Origin of the sequence: Cellvibrio sp. BR, from assembly GCF_000263355.1 — a bacterium.
Classification (GTDB): Bacteria; Pseudomonadota; Gammaproteobacteria; order Pseudomonadales; family Cellvibrionaceae; genus Cellvibrio.
The window spans coordinates 321,242-340,047 of sequence record NZ_JH668202.1; the positions used below are offsets into that span (position 1 = coordinate 321,242).

At 48.0% G+C, this 18,806-nt stretch carries 17 protein-coding genes; 5 read left to right on the top strand and 12 right to left on the bottom strand.

Going from position 1 to position 18,806, the window contains the following annotated elements; translation table 11 throughout:
- Nucleotides 1-43: 43 nt before the first annotated feature.
- The 4 genes from pgl to pgi all read right to left on the bottom strand — a co-directional run bounded on the left by pgl (nt 44) and on the right by pgi (nt 5,925).
- Entirely contained in the window at nt 44-754 is a 711-nt protein-coding gene (gene pgl, locus O59_RS11685; protein ID WP_007642917.1) for a 6-phosphogluconolactonase, read from the bottom strand.
- Nucleotides 748-2,235 (bottom strand): glucose-6-phosphate dehydrogenase, encoded by a 1,488-nt coding sequence (gene zwf / locus O59_RS11690; protein ID WP_007642920.1) that lies wholly within the window; start codon nt 2,233-2,235, stop codon nt 748-750. Before zwf ends, pgl begins: the two co-directional genes overlap by 7 nt.
- A gap of 92 nt (nt 2,236-2,327) precedes the next feature.
- Nucleotides 2,328-4,154, bottom strand: coding sequence for a phosphogluconate dehydratase (gene edd / locus O59_RS11695; protein ID WP_007642921.1), 1,827 nt, complete (start codon nt 4,152-4,154; stop codon nt 2,328-2,330).
- 106 nt (nt 4,155-4,260) lie between these two features.
- Nucleotides 4,261-5,925, bottom strand: coding sequence for a glucose-6-phosphate isomerase (gene pgi, locus O59_RS11700; protein ID WP_007642922.1), 1,665 nt, complete (start codon nt 5,923-5,925; stop codon nt 4,261-4,263).
- A 610-nt stretch (nt 5,926-6,535) separates the two neighbouring features.
- Here pgi and O59_RS11705 point away from each other — a divergent pair.
- A complete protein-coding gene (locus O59_RS11705) occupies nt 6,536-7,621 on the top strand; it encodes a beta-N-acetylglucosaminidase domain-containing protein (protein WP_007642924.1) in 1,086 nt (361 codons plus the stop codon).
- On the opposite strand, the gene O59_RS11710 is transcribed toward O59_RS11705, so the two are convergent.
- Nucleotides 7,622-8,287: an alpha/beta hydrolase gene (locus O59_RS11710; protein ID WP_040392279.1), complete on the bottom strand. Its 666-nt coding sequence runs from the start codon at nt 8,285-8,287 to the stop codon at nt 7,622-7,624.
- Nucleotides 8,288-8,478: 191 nt separating this feature from the next.
- Here O59_RS11710 and ppnN point away from each other — a divergent pair, with 191 nt between their 5' ends.
- A complete protein-coding gene (ppnN, locus tag O59_RS11715) occupies nt 8,479-9,891 on the top strand; it encodes a nucleotide 5'-monophosphate nucleosidase PpnN (protein WP_007642926.1) in 1,413 nt (470 codons plus the stop codon).
- Nucleotides 9,892-10,273: 382 nt separating this feature from the next.
- Here the strand turns inward: ppnN and tadA are convergent, their stop codons facing one another.
- The 5 genes from tadA to pdxH are packed head-to-tail and all read right to left on the bottom strand — an operon-like array spanning nt 10,274 to nt 14,005.
- Complete coding sequence (gene tadA / locus O59_RS11720) at nt 10,274-10,828, bottom strand: tRNA adenosine(34) deaminase TadA (RefSeq protein WP_007642929.1); 555 nt, start codon at nt 10,826-10,828, stop codon at nt 10,274-10,276.
- Nucleotides 10,825-11,094, bottom strand: coding sequence for a DUF1653 domain-containing protein (locus tag O59_RS11725; protein WP_007642930.1), 270 nt, complete (start codon nt 11,092-11,094; stop codon nt 10,825-10,827). Before O59_RS11725 ends, tadA begins: the two co-directional genes overlap by 4 nt.
- 27 nt (nt 11,095-11,121) lie before the next feature.
- Nucleotides 11,122-12,372, bottom strand: coding sequence for a CaiB/BaiF CoA-transferase family protein (locus O59_RS11730; protein ID WP_007642933.1), 1,251 nt, complete (start codon nt 12,370-12,372; stop codon nt 11,122-11,124).
- Entirely contained in the window at nt 12,365-13,354 is a 990-nt protein-coding gene (locus O59_RS11735) for an NAD(P)H-quinone oxidoreductase (protein ID WP_040392494.1), read from the bottom strand. Before O59_RS11735 ends, O59_RS11730 begins: the two co-directional genes overlap by 8 nt.
- A 6-nt stretch (nt 13,355-13,360) precedes the next feature.
- Nucleotides 13,361-14,005, bottom strand: coding sequence for a pyridoxamine 5'-phosphate oxidase (gene pdxH / locus O59_RS11740; protein WP_007642935.1), 645 nt, complete (start codon nt 14,003-14,005; stop codon nt 13,361-13,363).
- A 321-nt stretch (nt 14,006-14,326) separates the two neighbouring features.
- Here pdxH and mobA point away from each other — a divergent pair, with 321 nt between their 5' ends.
- The 3 genes from mobA to O59_RS11755 all read left to right on the top strand — a co-directional run bounded on the left by mobA (nt 14,327) and on the right by O59_RS11755 (nt 16,076).
- Nucleotides 14,327-14,950 carry a molybdenum cofactor guanylyltransferase MobA gene (gene mobA, locus O59_RS11745; RefSeq protein WP_007642936.1) on the top strand — a complete coding sequence of 208 codons (624 nt, stop codon included), beginning with the start codon at nt 14,327-14,329 and terminating at the stop codon, nt 14,948-14,950.
- 77 nt (nt 14,951-15,027) lie between these two features.
- Entirely contained in the window at nt 15,028-15,444 is a 417-nt protein-coding gene (locus tag O59_RS11750) for a VanZ family protein (protein WP_007642937.1), read from the top strand.
- Between the two features lie 17 nt (nt 15,445-15,461).
- Nucleotides 15,462-16,076 carry a DUF1287 domain-containing protein gene (locus O59_RS11755; RefSeq protein WP_007642938.1) on the top strand — a complete coding sequence of 205 codons (615 nt, stop codon included), beginning with the start codon at nt 15,462-15,464 and terminating at the stop codon, nt 16,074-16,076.
- Here O59_RS11755 and O59_RS11760 read toward each other — a convergent pair.
- Together O59_RS11760 and aceF are read right to left on the bottom strand one after the other, a co-directional pair.
- Entirely contained in the window at nt 16,045-16,827 is a 783-nt protein-coding gene (locus O59_RS11760; protein WP_232283080.1) for an alpha/beta hydrolase, read from the bottom strand. The genes O59_RS11755 and O59_RS11760 overlap by 32 nt on opposite strands.
- A 352-nt stretch (nt 16,828-17,179) precedes the next feature.
- Nucleotides 17,180-18,775, bottom strand: coding sequence for a dihydrolipoyllysine-residue acetyltransferase (gene aceF, locus O59_RS11765; protein WP_007642941.1), 1,596 nt, complete (start codon nt 18,773-18,775; stop codon nt 17,180-17,182).
- Nucleotides 18,776-18,806: the final 31 nt, after the last annotated feature.

Here is an 18,806-nt window from a genome sequence, read left to right on the forward strand (position 1 = left end):
CCTAAAAAAACCTACTGCAGATCAGTTCGGAATTCGGTAAAAATCAAGGCGCCCAATAAACCACAACCGGCACTTTTTGCTGTTGCAACACAGCGCGAATCGGCATTTCTTTTATATCGGTACCCGCCTGGGCTGCACGCAATACTGCCAATTTTTCATCGCCAGTCAGCAACAACACCAAGGTTTTGGAGCGCAGCAACCCAGCCAACGTCAAGGTCATGCGCTCGGTAATTGCACCGGTTACTTCGCTTTGCTTGGCGATAATCGCCGCACACAGCTGCTCAGATTCCAGATTCAATGCCTCATCCAATCCCTGTGCATGCGGGAACAATGAAGCGGTATGGCCGTCAGAACCCATCCCCAAAATAGTCACATCAAAGGGTTGCGCCAATTGCTGATACGCGCTTTCGCAGTCATCCAAACCCTCAGCAGCAGTTTCCGCTGAATTTTTCATACCGACCAGATTGGCCGCGGCGGCTTTATTCTGGATCAGGTGTTTTACGGTAAAAGCTTCATTGCTTTTATCGTGCGCAAAATCCACCCAGCGTTCATCAACCAAGGCGACGTAAACAGATTCCCAATCCAGATCGGAATTGCTCAAGGCTTTGTACAGCGGTTCAGGCGTACTGCCACCGGACACCATAAAAGTTGCTTCACCGCGATCTTCAATCGCGTCGCGCAGTGCAGTTTCACATTCTGCCTGCAGCGCAGCGATCATCTCTGCGCGACTGTCAAATAAACGCTCGCTTACCATTCCTGATCTGCTCCCGAGAGAACTTCATCGATCGAGAACCAGCGACGACGATCACTGGCCATTAACTGTGCAGAGGCTTGTGGTCCCCAGCTGCCAGCCATATAGCCATGTGGTTTATTCTCAGGGCGCTGCCAAGCTTCAATTATTGGATCAATCCACGACCAGGCTGCATCGACTTCGGCACGGTGAATAAACAAGCTGGCATCACCAGCCGCCGCATCAAGCATCAAGCGCTTGTAAGCATCTGAATAGAAGTCTTTATAGGTATCAGCAAAGTTCAGGTTGAGCACGACGGGACGCAGATGCGTCTCATGTTTTTCCAGATCTTTGGACACCATGATGATCTTGATGCTCTCCTCCGGCTGAAGGCGAATAATCAAGCGGTTTGGTGTTGCCGCACCGGCAGACTCTGGGTATACGCGGTGAGCGACATCTTTATATTGGATGACAATTTCCGCGAAACGCTGCTTCATGCGTTTACCGGTACGCAGGTAAAAAGGTACGTTGGCCCAGCGTGAGTTATCGATATAAGCACGAATAGCGACAAACGTTTCGGTATTACTTGGCTGACCCAACTCTTCAAGATAGCCGGGAACCATCTTGCCGGCCATCTCACCCGCCACATACTGACCGCGCACGGTATTGTATTTAACGGTATTGCCAGTAAGTGGACGCAAGCTTTCCAACACTTTGAGTTTTTCAGCGCGAATACGCTCAGCAGTCATTTTGTTAGGTGACTCCATAGCCACCAAACACAGCAATTGAAGGATATGGTTTTGCACCATATCGCGCAGCGCGCCCGCGCCGTCGTAAAAACTTGCACGCCCTTCCAGACCTACAGTCTCAGAAATACTGATCTGTACATGATCAATCGATTTTGCATCCCACAAATGCTCAAACATGCCGTTAGCAAAACGCAGTGCCAACAGATTTTGAACTGTCTCTTTGCCGAGATAGTGATCGATACGGAAAATAGCATCTTCACTGAAGTATTCTGCGATCTGGCTGTTAATTTCTTCAGCTGTTTTAGCGTCGTAGCCCAAGGGCTTTTCAACCACAACACGCGCATTAGCAGTGATCAGGCCAGACTCATGCAAATGCTTGCAGCAAATACTGAATACTGATGGCGGGGTAGAAAGATAAAACACGCGCGCAGCATTACCGCCGCTGTCTAACAACTGAGCCAGCGCGTCCCAATGCTCATCTTTGGTACCAATATCGACAAACACAGGGAAAAGACGCTGTGCGAAATCATCCCAATCGGCAGCGACAAACTCATCGGCATTCAAGTGTTTTTCTGCGGCCGCGCGCACTTTGTCTTTGTACTCAGCAACCATCTGGGTATTGCGGCAAGTGGGGATGATGCGCGCATTGGCAGGCAAAGAGCCTTCGCGATGAGCGCGGTACAACCCAGGGATCAACTTGCGCAGAGCCAAGTCGCCAGCGCCTCCAAAAATAACAAAATCAAACGCTTCGAGCATGAGGGGTAATCCTGTTTGTGAAACTTGACAGTGGATTTACTTTCTAAAAACGAAGACCCCGAACGACAGTTCGGGGTCCGGAATTTAACTACTTACCAGTTAAATACAGTAGCTCCTTCTTCAGCGAGACCCACTGTGGCACGCAACGGCGCAAATAACTCGCGCCCCATACCATAGTGAACTGCTGACAAATCACATTGGGCAGGCTGACGGGAATTCAACTCTTCCTCACTGACCAGCAACTGCAAGGTGCCCGTCTCAGCATCCAACTCAATCATATCCCCATCGCGAATCAGCGCAATTGGGCCATTATCCAAGGCCTCTGGGGTCATGTGTATCGCAGCCGGAATTTTACCAGACGCCCCGGACATGCGACCATCGGTCAACAATGCCACTTTGAAACCACGATCCTGCAGCACACCTAACGGTGGAGTGAGCTTGTGAAGTTCTGGCATACCACAAGCTTTTGGCCCTTGGAAACGCACAACGGCGATAAAATCTTTTTCCAAGTCACCACGTTTGAAGGCCGACTGCAATTCATCCTGACTGTGAAACACAATTGCCGGAGCAACTACTTTGCGATGATCCGGCTTAACCGCTGAGATTTTAATCACTGAACGGCCAATATTACCCTTCAACAATCTCATGCCACCCTCAGGAGCAAAAGGCTTGCTAACCGGGCGCAAAACCGAATCATCCAGGCTTTCAGAAACCGCATCACGCCACACAATTTCACCATTCTCCAGGAATGGTTCTTTGGTGTAGGCCGCTAAGCCGCCCTCACCCATGATGGTTTTAACATCGTCATGCAATAGGCCCGCAGCACGCAGCTCACGGATTAAATAACCCATACCGCCAACAGCCTGAAAGCGGTTTACATCAGCCAAACCATTAGGGTAGATCCGACATAGGAGCGGAATTATATCCGAAATGTCAGACAAATCCTGCCAGTTAATTTGTACACCAGCAGCTCGGGCGATGGCAACTATGTGCATCGCATGATTGGTGGAGCCGCCAGTCGCCATGAGACCGACAATGCCATTAACAATCGATTTTTCGGTGACAATTTCAGCCAAAGTTACTGGGGTATCACGGGTAATTCTTGCTAACTGATGGACTGACACACGCGTCAAGGCATCGCGCAATGGCGTATAAGGGTTGATGAAAGTACTGCCGGGTAAATGCATCCCCATAATTTCCATCAACATTTGATTCGTATTGGCGGTGCCATAAAAAGTACAGGTTCCCGCACTGTGATAAGAAGCGCTCTCCGCGGCCAGCAACTCTTTACGCCCAACCTTACCTTCGGCAAACAATTGGCGCGCCTTGGCTTTTTCGGCATTGGACAAGCCGGGCGTCATAGGCCCAGCAGGGATAAAAATAATTGGCAACTGACCAAACGACAGCGCGCCTATCATCAACCCGGGAACAATCTTGTCGCACACGCCGAGGCAAACAGCGGCATCGAACATGTCGTGCGATAGCGCAATGGCTGTACTCATTGCGATCACATCACGGCTAAATAGCGACATTTCCATACCCGGAAAGCCCTGCGTGACGCCATCGCACATGGCGGGAACACCACCTGCCATTTGCGCTGTCATGCCCATTTCTTTAGCGGCAGCCTTAATAGGTTCAAGGTACTCGCCATAGGGAACGTGTGCAGAGAGCATCTCATTGTAGGAGTTCACCACACCGATATTCGCCGCCTGCCCTTCAGCCAAGGCAGCTTTATCGTCGCTATTGCACGCCGCAAAACCATGCGCAAGGTTTGCACAACCCAAGTGATGCCGCGCAGGACCTTTATTGCGGAATTTATTTACGCGCGCCAGGTAGGCGGCACGGGTATCTCGGCTTCTAGCGATGATACGCTCGGTGATTTCGACAAGTCGCGGGTCTGTGCTTAACACTTCAGTCATGTGAATACCATTGCTCTATGGGGCCGTACCTATTGCAAACATCGTGGTTTGCCTATGGATGCGCCGGGTACATAGCCCGGCGTGTCTGTATTTTTCCGCACCCAGCTTATTGAGCTGTTTTGGCACGCTTGTAACAGTCAATCAGGTTGCGGGTAGAAGAATCGTGCGCCGCATTGGTTGCTTTATTGAGATCTAACTCTGGTTGAATCGCTGCCGCCAATACTTTACCCAGCTCAACCCCCCACTGATCAAAGGAGTGAATGCGCCAGATAATACCTTGAACGAAGATTTTATGCTCATAAAGCGCGATCAAAGCACCCAGTGAACGGGCGTCAACCTTGTTCAACAACAGGGTATTGCTGGGGCGATTACCGCGATGCACCTTGTGCTCCACGATCTCTTCAATACGCTCGGCACTCACGCCTTTTGCTGCCAACTCACGGCGCACCTGATTGGCGTCAATCCCCAGCATTAAGGCCTGGGTTTGCGCAAAGAAGTTAGCCATTAAAGCATCGTGATGACCTTCAACCGCAACGGTTGGTGCAATCGAACCGATAAAGTCAGCAGGGATAATATCGGTGCCCTGATGCAGCATTTGATAGAACGCATGCTGACCATTAATACCAACCTCACCCCACACCAGCGGCACACTGCCGTAGGTAATTTGTTCGCCTGCCCAGTTAACCGACTTACCATTACTTTCCATCTCCGCCTGCTGCATATAAGCAGGGAAGCGATGTAAACATTGATCGTAAGGCAGCAGCGCATGCGCAGGATAGCCGAGGAAATTGCGATTCCAGATTCCCACTAACGCCAACATGACAGGGGCGTTTTCTGCCAGAGGTGCGCTTTGAAAATGTTGATCCATTTCATAAGCGCCTTGCAGCAGCTCATCAAATACGTCGTAACCAAGGGACAATACTATCGGTAAACCGATTGCCGACCAGAGCGAGAAACGCCCGCCAACCCAATCCCACATATCAAAAATATTTTCTTCCGCAATACCGAAAGCAGTAACTAATTTACGGTTGGTCGATACCGCCACGAAGTGCTTGGCAATAGCCGACTTATCGCCCGCCGCCGCCATAAACCACTGCTCTGCAGTACGTGCATTGGTCATGGTTTCCTGGGTGGTAAAGGTTTTGGAGGAGATAACAAATAAGGTGGTTTCAGGGTTCAAACCGGCCAACACTTCTGCGATCTGAACACCATCAATATTGGACACGAAGTGCATGTTGAATTGTTTATCGCTATAAGCTTTCAGCGCTTCACATACCATCAGCGGACCAAGGTTTGAGCCACCAATACCAATACTCACGATATCGGTGATGGTTTTACCGGTATAACCCACCCACCCGCCTGAACGCAGCTTTTCACTCAGCTTACGCATACGCTCCAATTCCGCATTTACCGCCGGGCGCGCATCAGCACCATCAATAAGAATCGGGTTTGCAGACTTATCACGCAAAGCCACATGCATCACAGCGCGATCTTCCGTGGCATTGATGTGTTCGGCAGCAAACATCTTGCTGCGCCACGTTTCAACACCAGATTCCTGTGCCAAGGCCAAGAGCCCCGCTTTGGTTTCATCGGTAATCAGGTTTTTGGAGTAATCGAACAAGAAGGGAGAGAGCTGCAGGGAGAACTTTTCAAAGCGCTGATCATCAGCGGCAAATAATTCTTTAAGGTGGCGACTTTTCATTTGCGCCGCATGGGCTTCAAGTACTTTCCAGGAAGGTAAGTCGGTAGGACGCGTGTCAGGCTTGGTCATTTCTACTCCACAAACTATGTTGTATAGGTGATGTACCTAAAAATACAGGCGGTTGATTTTTAATCTGGTTCCAATTCTAGTAGTGAGAAGCTCAGGTCGAATACCGTTTTGCCTCTGTGGCGGAGGAACCTTCCGCATATTGGCCATTACCGATTTAATCCAGGCATGTAAGATTAACGCACGGAATTGAAATGATACGCTTCCTATTATTAACCCGTCAGCACACAGGCCATCCTAGAGATCGGCGTTAAAAAGCAATTCAAATATGAAAGCAACAACCCGCGAGAAATATTCGTCGATATAACACAACAGAACAGCAAGTGAATTGTGCCAAATACCGTTGAAAAAAACGTAAAATTGCCCAGCGCAAAAAGGCCGCTATGATAGGCAGATGGGCTTATAGTGTCAATTGACGCCACCCTTGGCAATGTACGAAGTACACTTCAGAAATCAGTATCTAATAGCGACAAAGAATTATCGCACTGTTACATTCCCCTAGAAGAAACCAACACCATAAAAAGCAGTAAAAAACTCAACAAATTTACACCTATATCGCTTTAAAAAATTCACAACAGCAACACGTTTCTCATCAGCAAACAGGCGAGCACCGATGCAAACGAATAAAAGCCGCGCTACACCTCTTGGCATTATTGAAGGTTTTTTTGGACGCGAATGGCAGTGGGAAGATCGCACCAGCTATGCAGAGTTTCTCGTACAGCATCACTATGACTTTTATATTTATGCACCAAAAAGTGACAAATTTCTGCGCACACAATGGCAGCAGGATTGGCCAACAGAAACAAAGGAAAAACTGGTCGCGCTGCGCCACATTTATAGTGAGGCGAAAATTGAATTTGGCGTGGGGCTAAGCCCTCATGAAATTTATCTGGATAACTCGCGCGATCAACGGCAACAACTCAAACGGCGTATCCAACAACTCAACGATCTACAACCCGATATTCTCTGTATTTTATTTGATGATATGCGCGGCGATATTCCCGGGTTAGCGGAAATTCAAATTGATATTGCTCATGAAGCAGCCGCACTCAGTAGCGCCCAGCGCATTATCTTTTGCCCCACCTACTACAGCTTTGATCCGGTGTTGGAAAAAGTCTTTGGCAAAATGCCCGCTAATTATTGGCAAACATTTGCCCGGCAACTCGATAGCACTATTGATATGTTTTGGACAGGGGAAAAAGTTTGCTCGCCCAGCTACACCCACGAGCATCTATTGCAAGTCGAGGAGCTGATCGGTCGCAAACCATTTTTATGGGACAACTACCCAGTGAATGATGGCGCCGCCAAATCCAACGTATTGCAACTGCGCGCATTCGACCAATCGCACAGCCAGCTCGAAGGAAAATTATCAGGCCATGCAGTCAACCCAATGAATCAAGCCTGGCTGTCAAAAATTCCGTTAGCCAGCCTGCCAATCGCGTACCAACAAGCACAGGATTATTCCGCACAAAATGCATTCCATCTTATTTGTGAGCAACTCTGCGGCGCTGAGTTGGCACAACAACTGACAGAAGATGTGCATACACTGCAAGAGCGCGGATTAAAAAATCTGGATCAACACGAGCGATTGATATTGCGCCAGCGTTATGGTCAGTTCCCCCGCAATCCCTTCGCCAAGGAAATCATCGATTGGCTGGATGGTGTTTATACTTTTGATCCCGCCTGCTTAACGGAATAATTATTGACGAAGTAAACATTGCAGCCAGTTGGAAATGGAGAGTATTTGCTCAGCACAAAGCGTGTGCTCCATCGCATAGGTCTCATAACTCACCTGACAATCTTTATCGCTAAGAAAACGAAAAGCGCGCTGCCCCAATAGCTCCGGCACAACACCATCGCGACTCCCGTGTTGAATCAAAATTGGAGTGCGATGATTGGCTGGCGCTATTTGCAAACTTGCCTGAGTAGCAAGATAACTGGACATAACCAGCAGGCCAGCCAGAGGCTGCTCAAAACTTAACCCCGCCTGATAAACCACCGCCCCACCCTGTGAAAAACCCGCCAGAATAATGCGCGCTGATTGAATACCTCGCGCCTGCTCGCGCGCAATTAATGCCTGCACAGCTGCCGCACTAATTAATAACTGTTGCTCGTCAATTTTGCGCTCCAAATTCATTTCCAGAATATCGTACCAAGCCGGCATGATGTAACCACCATTGATAGTTACCGGAATTTCGGGCGCATGAGGAAAGATAAAACGAACAGAGAGACTTTCTGGCAAATTCAATTCTGGCACCAAAGGCGCAAAATCATGACCATCCGCCCCCAACCCGTGCAACCAAATGACACTTGCGGATACCGGCAACTTGCCGGTTTCAATTTCTACGCAGGGTAAATAATCCATAACCATCTCATTTATTAAAAAAGCAGATCAAAAAACATACACAAAGCATCATAACGAGAATTATTGATTGGGCATACAAGACCAAGCCAATACAATCTGCGTAAATTAGCACTACACTTAAAACACCAGTCACAAAAAACAAGACTACTTAATTACTCCGAGCAACCGCATCACCGATGCTAAGGAACACTATGAGCAACCTCAACCCCAATCAACCTATTTTGACAGAGCCAGGCGTTTATAAAACGGTTGATGCGTTGATATCACCCATCGACCAACTGAATGTGCTGTCCAAAATAGAGGTCGCGAAATTATTAGACTCCAGTCAAAGTGGACTCTACAAATTATTTCGCAACTGCTCACTTGCGGTACTCAATACCGGCAATGACCTGGATGACGGCAAAGAATTATTAGAGCGCTACAAAGACTTTGAAATCAGTATTGTGCAGCAGGAACGCGGCATAAAACTCGCCGTTAAAAACGCACCCGCCAATGCGTTTGTGGATGACAAAATGATTCGCGGTATTAGCGAGCACCTGTTTACCGTATTGCGCGATGTGATTTACACCAACGATGAAATTAATGGCAATCCAAAGTTTAATTTGGAAAGTTCAGAAGGTATCACCGACGCCGTTTTTCATATGCTGCGCAACGCCAATTTACTAAAACCCGGCCTGGATCCAAATTTGGTCGTATGCTGGGGCGGTCATTCCATCAATCGCATTGAATATGAATACACCAAAGAAATTGGTTATCAATTAGGCTTACGTAGCCTGGATATTTGTACTGGCTGCGGTCCTGGCGCCATGAAAGGCCCCATGAAAGGCGCCACCATTGGTCACGCCAAACAACGCATGCCCAATGGTCGTTACATTGGTATTACCGAGCCTGGAATTATCGCCGCTGAAGCACCCAATCCAATTGTTAATCAACTTACCATCATGCCGGATATTGAAAAACGGCTTGAGGCATTTGTGCGTCTTGGCCATGGCATTATTGTGTTCCCTGGTGGCGCAGGAACTACAGAAGAAATCCTCTATATTCTGGGCATTCTTTTGCATCCCGACAATAAGGATATCCCCTTTCCGCTGGTATTTACCGGCCCGGCAAGCTCGGCAGATTATTTTGCACATATCGACCGCTTTATTGGTGACACCTTGGGCACTGAAGCGCAATCCCATTACAAAATTATCGTAAATGACCCAGAAGCAGTCGCACGTGAAATGAAAGAGGGTATTAAAAAAGTGCGCGAGTTCCGCAAGCAAAGTGATGATGCCTACTATTTTAATTGGCAACTCAAAATAAGCCCCGATTTACAGCAGCCGTTTATTCCCACTCACGAGAACATGCGTAATCTGGAACTTCACAAAAATCAACCGGTAAACCAATTGGCTGCAAACTTACGCCGGGCGTTTTCGGGCATAGTAGCGGGCAATGTGAAAGAGGAAGGCATTTGTGCGATTGAGAAGTTCGGCCATTTTGAGCTTCATGGCGATCCGGAAATTATGCACCCTGTGGATGAGCTACTAGAGTCTTTTGCGCGGGATAGCCGGATGAAACTACCCGGTAGAGCCTATATTCCCTGCTATAAAGTTATTAAGTAATGAGTCAACAGCGATTTTAGTTATACCCTGTAGTCAATGTCTCACAAAAGATACGGAGTTTAGCGACTATTCTGCCAGCCTGCGCGCAAGCATAATGATCACATCAAGGAAGTAGACAATGATGTGATCTGGCCAGGAAAGGTCAATGGATGCGCCCACCTGTTAGGGACGCGATGTCAGGAGACATCAAGGGATTGCGCTAGCGCAGGAGGAAAGGCGGTCAGGGAATCGAAGGGAATGTCGAGCAAATTGACTACTTCTACTAAGGGATAGTATCTGTACGGGGCCGCTTGCGGCCCCTACTTATTTTTACAGACTAAATTTTTACACTTTGCGTTTTATTTCCAATCCTACCGTTTATTTCCAAATCCTACTTTTTCAACTACGCGTGTTTTCCTTGGTCGCCCTGCGCTTCTTGCCGCTTCACTTTTTCTTGTCGCTTCTGCTCGCGACGCAGCGCAAAAAATTCACTTAATTGATGCTGACATTCTTGCGCCATTAACCCGCCAGCATAATTCACGCGATGGTTAAAATAATCGTTATCCAGCAATTGTGACTTACTGACTACCGCCCCCGCTTTTGGCTCTGTGGTACCAAACACCAATCGCGCAATACGCGCATGTACCAACGCGCCAACGCACATAGTGCACGGCTCCAAGGTGACGTAAATACTCGCGCCAACCAAACGGTAATTCTGCACCTGTTGTGCCGCTTGACGCAGGGCAATTATTTCCGCATGAGCAGTGGGGTCGTGACTGGTGATAGGTTGATTAAACCCTTCCCCCAATACTTTTTCGCCACACACTATAACAGCACCCACAGGCACCTCACCTAATTTTTCGCCTTGCGCAGCGAGTTGAAAAGCATAATCCATCCAATGCTTGTCCTGCTCCGAAAAAACGGATGCTGTACTTTCCACCGAATCAGGATTATTCACGATTGCTCATATTCCATTTGCGGGGCTAAAAAATGTACCATTTCAGATTCACCCAGCACACGCAAAAAACGAAAGCGAGGAATTGTTTCACCTGCCAACTCAACTGTTTCGGTAAACATCGCAAGGGGGCGGACCCACCACGAATAGTCACCATAGAGACAGCGATAAAAAACTAACGGCTCGCGCGTTTCACTGTGATGCGCCACTTGAAATACAAAATAATCTTTGCCTTTGTAATGACGATACAAGCCTGATTGCAGTGACATAAATTTACCCCTGGCCTTGCGGCCATCTCAAATAACGCCAGCCGATTTTAATTGTGCGATTCGTTCCGGCGAAAAGCCCAACAGTGTTTGCAAAATATCCTGGGTGTGGCTGCCAATTTCCCCACCCGGCCAATCGGTAGCGCCCGGTGTTTGTGTAAGTCGCGGCGCAATGGCAGGCAACTGCAACGGTTTACCATTAATCTCCACCTGTTCGAACATACCGCGCGCCACAAAATGTGGATCGGCAAACATATCTTTCACATTATAAATCGGGCCCGCCGGTACACGCGCTTGCTCAAGCAGTTGCAGAATCTCATCGGCATCTTTACTCATGCACCAAGCGGCGAGCGCATTATCAATTTCCAATTCGTGCTGCACGCGCCCGGCATTGTTGGCCATACGTGGGTCACTGGCCATTTCCGGATGCCCCGCCACCTGCATCAAGCGCTGGAAAATAGAATCGCCATTACCGCCAATCACCACATATTTGCCATTTTTGCAGCGATAAGTATTGGTCGGCACTATGCCCGTGACGGTAGTGCCCGAGGGTTCGCGAATCACACCCGCCCCCGAAAATTCCGGCACTACTGCCTCCATCAAATTAAACATGGATTCATAGAGCGCCACATCGACCACCTGCCCCTCGCCACTGTTATTACGCTCCAGCAGTGCGAGCGCAATACCGAGCGCAGCATGAATACCAGAAATGGTATCGCCAATACTTAAATTGGGGCGCACCGGCGCTTGATCGGGAAAACCATTCACATAGCGAAAGCCACTCATGCCTTCACACACGGATGCAAAACCCGGTTTTGTGGCATAAGGTCCAGTTTGACCGTAACCGGAGATACGCGCGTAAATTAACCGGGGATTGGATCGTTTTAACACCTCCGGCCCAAGCCCCCAGGATTCCATCACCCCCGGGCGAAAATTTTCGATAACCACATCGGCACTATCCATTAATTGGCGCGCAATTTTTTGACCTTCGACGTGTTTTAAATCGAGCGTGATACTTTTTTTATTGCGGCCGATACTGCGCCACCAAAACGACGTACCATTATCCAGCACACGCCAATTGCGAATTGCATCGCCCTCCGGCGGTTCGATTTTAATAACTTCCGCACCAAAATAACCGAGCATGCAGCCCGCAAAAGGACCAGCTATTAATTGGCCAACTTCAATAATGCGCACGCCATCGAGTGGGCGTTTTTTATTGGCTGTGCTATTGAGTGGGTTATTTCCGGAGTTAATTGTTGAGCTATTTATAGATTCAGTCATTGATCGGTGCCATGTCCAAAATAATTTTGCCGATGTGCTGATTAGATTCCATATGACGATGCGCTGCCGCGACATCACTCAAAGCAAATACGGAATCAATCAATGGACTAATGGTTTTAGCTTTCACCAGCGGCCAAATGTTCAATTCCAATTCAGCGGCGATATTTGCTTTAACTGCAGCAGGTTGCGCGCGCAGAGTTGAACCGGTGAGTGTTAAGCGTTTGAGCATCAGCGGCATAAAATCGACCATTGTTTTACTGCCATTTAAAAAAGCAATGTTCACAATGCGCCCATCCTTAGCAGCCGCTGAAAAATTGCGCTGGATATAATCACCACCTACCATATCCAAAATTACATTGGCGCCCAACCCCTGCGTGAGCTGTTTAACCTCGGCGACAAAATCACGCTCGCGATAATTAATCGCTTGTGCGCCTAACCGCTCAATTGCCGCACATTTTGCAGCCGACCCCGCTGTCGCAATGATGTTAATTTCAAACGCACGCGCGATTTGGATTGCAGCAACACCGATACCGCTGGCACCGCCATGAATCAACAAGGTTTCGCCCGCTTGCAAATGTGCACGCTGAAAAAGGTTATGCCATACGGTAAAAAATGTTTCCGGTAGAGCCGCTGCCTGAACGTATGAATAATCTGCGGGCATAGGCAAACATTGCGCGGCTGGTGCGAGCGCGTAGTCGGCATAACCGCCACCATCCACCAAGGCGCAAACGTTATCGCCTAACTGCCAACGTTTCACATTCACTCCACACGCGACAATTTCGCCAGCCACTTCCAGCCCTAATATTGGTGACGCGTTTTCGGGCGCAGGGTACAAGCCTTGGCGCTGCAAAATGTCCGGACGATTAACTCCCGCTGCATAAACCTTTATCAAGACCTCGTCAGGTTTCGGTTCGGGTATAGCCATCTGCGCCAATTGCAAATTACTGGCTTCGCCAAATCCTGTTAATGCTACGTAGCGCATTTCCACCTAAGGCTCCAGGCGATCAATCGACCAGGTACCATCTGCCTGCAAAGTGTATTGAAATCGGTCGTGTAACCGATGCGATCCACCTTGCCAGAATTCGATCTGATGTGGCTTGACTCTGAACCCACCCCAGAAATCCGGCACGGGAATTTCGCCTTTGGCAAACTTGTTCTTCATCGACTCAAACTGCTGCATTAACAACGCGCGCGATGAAATCGGGCGGCTTTGCTGTGATGCCCAAGCCCCTAACTGGCTTTCGCGCGGGCGCGAGACAAAATACTTGAGCACTTCAGCAGTTGATAATGGCTCAGCAGTGCCGCACACCTTCACTTGTCGCTCCAAAAAGAACCAAGGGAAATGCAGGCTAACTTTGGGATTTTGTTTCAATTCTTGCGCTTTACGGCTGTTGAGATTGGTATAAAACACAAACCCTTTTTCATCCAAATGTTTAAGCAACACAATGCGCTGTGACGGTTGACCACTGGCATCAACTGTTGCAACTGTCATGGCGTTAGGATCAGGGATACCGGATTTAATAGTTTGCTCCATCCACCGCCCGAATTGTTCCAGCGGGTTGTCAGCCAAATCAGCCCTGTCCAAACCACCTTGTGTATATTCGCGACGAAAGTCTTCGAGTTTAAGTTCCATACAGCCCCCTATAAACATAATGGGTGTGCATACTACTTTGCACACCGAGAAAAGCAATTTTGCCCAGAACTACTTGGTACGAACAGGCTGGCAGTTTGGGTAAAGCCACGCGTTCGAAATACAACTCACAACAAAAGCAATATATAAAACCAAGCTAATTACCAAATGAATTGCCATAAAAATGCCTGTTACTGTAAAAATCGTGGTGATGGCTCGGGGCAGCAGCTACACTATGGGATAGGCAACAATGATGATTAATGCGCCAAAAGCGCTCCGCCCCCAGCTAATCCAACATAGAGATTCTGAAGCAGTAAAAACCTTATGAGTAATATTGAGTCGGTTGTAGGTGTGATTCTGGCAGGAGGCTTGGCCCGCCGTATGGGCGGTGGCGACAAATGCCTGCTCCCTCTGGCAGGTAAAACCCTATTGCAGCGCACCATTGAAAGAGCACAACCACAAGTTAAAAAATTACTGCTCAATGCCAACGGCAATAGCTTGCGCTTTGCCCGCACTCGCCTGCCCGTAGTGCCGGACGTATTTCCAAACAATCGCGGTCCCCTGGCGGGTATTCATGCAGCCCTCCAATGGATGCATAAAGATAATCCCGATGCAGAATGGCTGGTCAGTTTCGCTTCCGATACGCCGTTTTTCCCCTCCGATTTGGTATCAACGCTATTAGAAGCCGTCAATCAGTCTCATTCACAGTTAGCAATAGCCTCCTCACTCGCACGCAGGCACCCCACCTTTGCACTATGGCACGCTTCATTAATCAAGCCCATGGAGCAACAACTACAAAGCGATGAAATGCCTCGCTTGCAAGATTGGATGAGCGCACAAAATCCCGTAGAAGTCTCGTTTAGTGCGATTGACTACGACCCATTTTTCAATATCAATACTCCACAAGACTTGTACGCTGCCGAACCCATGGTACCGCTCATTAAGTAATACCAAACAGCGATTGGCGCGAGCAATCGCTCCATAAAAAACAACCTGTTATGCTCATGGCCTTCCGCGGCGAATAAATGGTGCAAGAGATGGCGTGGCGTTTTTTATGTGTTATTCAGTTTTATCTTCTTTTGGTGATCTATACCTATCTTGGGTTAACCCCTCACCCTGAAAATTCCGTTCCGGTATTCAATGATTTGTTGATGCACTTTGCAGGCTATGCTGTTGCAGCCATCTCTATTAATTTTGCCCGGCCTTACTGGCCAGGGTGGCAACAAGCAGTGGTACTAATTCTTTATTCCATCGCCATAGAAATTGCACAGCATTTTAATCCACCGCGCACATTTAGCATTGCAGACATTATCGCCAACACCACCGGTGTAGCTTTAGGTCTCGCAATAATATTTATACTGACAAGATATTGCTCTTGGTTTTCCAGTTTACTTTTCTGGAAAATAAAAGCGCGAGGCAACACCAGCAATAACGATAGTTAAAAATAAAGGGCTAGATCATGACCAAATTATCACTCTCAATCCTGAGCCTGGTAATTTTTTGCATAGCAGAATATTGCCTCGCAGAAAACATTATCGACCCAAAGAGCAACACCCGTAAATTAATCGATGCAGCACTTGCACAAACGGCGACAGCCGTTACTTACAATGGCACCTATTTTAAAATCGCTTACCCGATGGGCGATGTGCCTGCAGAGTTTGGGGTCTGCACTGATGTAATCATTCGCGCTTATCGAAAGCTCGGCATAGACCTGCAACAATTAGTGCATGAAGATATGCGCAGTAATTTTTCGCTTTACCCTGCAAGACGCAATTGGAATCAAACCAAAACCGATACCAATATCGATCATCGCCGCGTGCCCAACCTGCAAACTTTCTTTACGCGACATGGCAAAAAATTAGCTATATCACTTAAACCGCACGATTATCAGGCGGGCGATCTGGTTACCTGGATGCTACCCGGGAACTTGCCGCATATTGGCATTGTGACAGACCAACATTCCAGCGATGACCTTCGCCCCCTAATTGTCCACAACATAGGTGCAGGCCCTGAACTGGAAGACATGTTATTCGACTACACAATTACCGGGCACTATCGCTACGCATTATTTTGAACTGCTGATTCAAAAACTGCTCGGCAATGTTTATAGATGGCTGTAACCATGGGTCGAACAACCAGAAGGAGTGTGGTGAGTCTGGAATTTTTGAAACCTGATAAGCAATTCCAAACGGTTTCATTTTTTCGATCATCTCTTCATGCCCAACACTAAACCGTGGTTGTGCGCTGATTAAAAATAAAATCGGTGGTGTATTTTTGTTGACATAAAATGTAGGCGAAGCCTCATACCACAAGTCTGTTTTTTCTGCGTAGCGCCCACCAAACCAAAAACCTGCCGCTGAAGGATTTTTACGCGGATCATCCTCATGCAGTCGTGCCGCTTCCGAGGTAAAGTCAGAGAGACCATCGATATTAATAATTGCCTGAACATCACTTGATATGCGCGAGCGATGCAATTGCGGATCAAATTTTTCAAGTCCGTTGGTCACGCCCGTTAAACTGGCAATTTGCCCACCAGCAGAACCGCCGGCCACCGCAATCTGCTGAGGATTGACACCATATTTTTTGGCATTACTGCGCAACCAACGAATGGCAGCTTTTACATCGTGGATTGCGGCAGGATATTTTGCCTCACCTGCCAAACGGTAACTTATTGTCGCCGTCACATAACCACGCTGTGCAAGGCCAATTGCCATAGGTGTGAAATTAGTACGATAGCCTGAGCGCCAGCCACCACCATGAACAAATACAACACCAGGTTTTAAATGAGTAATAGAAGATTCAGGTAAATATAAATCCAGCTGCAAGGCGCGCTTGCCATAGCGAACATAGGTTATATTTTTTATTTCAACGACAGAATCAGGCACATCCCGGCGGGCAATGGTGATAAAAGGATAATCAGCGGCGAGCTTTTGATAGGTGGTTTCAGGGGTGTAAGTATTGCTCGGGTCATCAACTTGAGTAATCGTTTGACAGCCTAAAAACACAAATAGAACAGCACAACTAATCATTTTCAGGAATTGGTTCATCGTATTATCGCTCGCAAGAGGAAATTAAATGACCGAGAAATGCCGACTTTTTATATTTTTTAAATCACAACATTAAAACAAAAAGGGTCAGCAATTGCTGACCCTTTTTGTAAACCATCTATATTGATGATTACAACAACAAACGTCTTACATCCGCTATTACAGCTGTCAAATAAGTAAAGAAGCGGCCGGCATCTGCACCGTTAATCGCACGGTGGTCATAAGACAACGACAGCGGCAGCATATTACGTGGAATAAACTCTTTACCATTCCACACTGGTTTCATTTGCGCGCGAGACACACCAAGAATAGCAACTTCAGGCGCGTTCACAATCGGGGTAAAACCATTACCACCCGCAGCACCAAGGCTGGAAATAGTGAAACAACCACCTTGCATATCAGCGGGCAACAACTTGCCATCACGGGCTTTTTTCGCAATCGCATTGATTTCGTCAGTTAATTCCCACAGCCCTTTTTTGTCCACGTTACGGATAACAGGAACCATCAAGCCGTTAGGAGTATCTACCGCGATACCAATGTGCACGTATTTTTTCTGCACGATACTTTCGCCATCGTGATGCAAAGATACATTGAAACTTGGCTCTGCAACCAACGCAGCAGCACAAGCTTTCATAATGAAAGGCAATGGAGTCAGTTTGCTGCCGCGTTTTTCCGCTTCAGCTTTCAAACCATTGCGGAAAGCTTCCAAGTCAGTGATGTCCGCATCGTCCCACTGGGTAACATGAGGAACGTTTAACCAGTTGCGGGTCATATTGTCCGCAGTGATTTTTTTCACTTTACTCATTTTGATGGTTTCGATTTCGCCAAATTTGGAGAAATCAACCGCTGGAACACGCGGAATACCTGAACCACCACCCATTGGAGCGCCAGATTGAGCGGCAACAACAATCGGTTTTACGTAAGCGCGAACGTCATCTTTCAATAAACGACCACGAGGACCAGTGCCAGACACTTTGCCCATATCGACACCCAGTTGGCGAGCCAACTTGCGCACAGCGGGACCGGCGTACACATCACCGGTTTGCTCAACATCAATAGCCGGTGCAACAGCCTTCGCTACTTCTGCTTTAGGAGCAGGGGCAGCCGCCGCGACAGGGGCAGGCTCAGCCTTTACGGGCACAGCAGCCACAGCAGGTGCACCACCAGTAGTAGCCAACACACCAATCACAGCACCTTGAGATACTTTATCGCCAACCTTGACGGCAAGACTCACAATTTTACCAGCGGCTTCAGCCGGTATTTCCATCGAAGCTTTGTCAGTCTCAAGCACGATCAATGAATCGCCTGCGGCAACCTCATCACCCACTTTTACAGAAATTTCGATAACTTCCACGCCTTCGGCACCACCGATATCAGGCACAACCATTGGCACTTCGGCACTGGTTGCTGCCGCAACAGGTGCTGATACTGGCGCTACTGCAGCGGCAACAGGAGCAGCTTGCGGAGCTGGCGCCGCTTCACTGGCACCTTCTGCTTCTACTTCGAGCAATAAACTATCTTGCGATACTTTATCGCCAAGATTCACTTTAATAGCGACAACCTTGCCTGCTTTATCGGCCGGGATTTCCATTGAAGCCTTGTCGGTTTCAAGCACGACAATTGAATCACCTTCGGCGATAACATCACCCACCTTTACGGAGATTTCAATTACTTCAACGCCTTCTGCGCCGCCAATATCAGGCACTTTAATAGTTTGAATTGCCACTGTAGTTCCTCACTAATCGGTTATTTCTACA

Coding starts and splice junctions, on each gene's coding strand:
- pgl (WP_007642917.1), bottom strand. CDS start 754: ATGGTAAGCGAGCGTTTATTTGACAGTCGCGCAGAGATGATCGCTGCG.
- zwf (WP_007642920.1), bottom strand. CDS start 2,235: ATGCTCGAAGCGTTTGATTTTGTTATTTTTGGAGGCGCTGGCGACTTG.
- edd (WP_007642921.1), bottom strand. CDS start 4,154: ATGACTGAAGTGTTAAGCACAGACCCGCGACTTGTCGAAATCACCGAG.
- pgi (WP_007642922.1), bottom strand. CDS start 5,925: ATGACCAAGCCTGACACGCGTCCTACCGACTTACCTTCCTGGAAAGTA.
- O59_RS11705 (WP_007642924.1), top strand. CDS start 6,536: ATGCAAACGAATAAAAGCCGCGCTACACCTCTTGGCATTATTGAAGGT.
- O59_RS11710 (WP_040392279.1), bottom strand. CDS start 8,287: ATGGATTATTTACCCTGCGTAGAAATTGAAACCGGCAAGTTGCCGGTA.
- ppnN (WP_007642926.1), top strand. CDS start 8,479: ATGAGCAACCTCAACCCCAATCAACCTATTTTGACAGAGCCAGGCGTT.
- O59_RS11725 (WP_007642930.1), bottom strand. CDS start 11,094: ATGTCACTGCAATCAGGCTTGTATCGTCATTACAAAGGCAAAGATTAT.
- O59_RS11730 (WP_007642933.1), bottom strand. CDS start 12,372: ATGACTGAATCTATAAATAGCTCAACAATTAACTCCGGAAATAACCCA.
- O59_RS11735 (WP_040392494.1), bottom strand. CDS start 13,354: ATGCGCTACGTAGCATTAACAGGATTTGGCGAAGCCAGTAATTTGCAA.
- pdxH (WP_007642935.1), bottom strand. CDS start 14,005: ATGGAACTTAAACTCGAAGACTTTCGTCGCGAATATACACAAGGTGGT.
- mobA (WP_007642936.1), top strand. CDS start 14,327: ATGAGTAATATTGAGTCGGTTGTAGGTGTGATTCTGGCAGGAGGCTTG.
- O59_RS11750 (WP_007642937.1), top strand. CDS start 15,028: ATGGTGCAAGAGATGGCGTGGCGTTTTTTATGTGTTATTCAGTTTTAT.
- O59_RS11755 (WP_007642938.1), top strand. CDS start 15,462: ATGACCAAATTATCACTCTCAATCCTGAGCCTGGTAATTTTTTGCATA.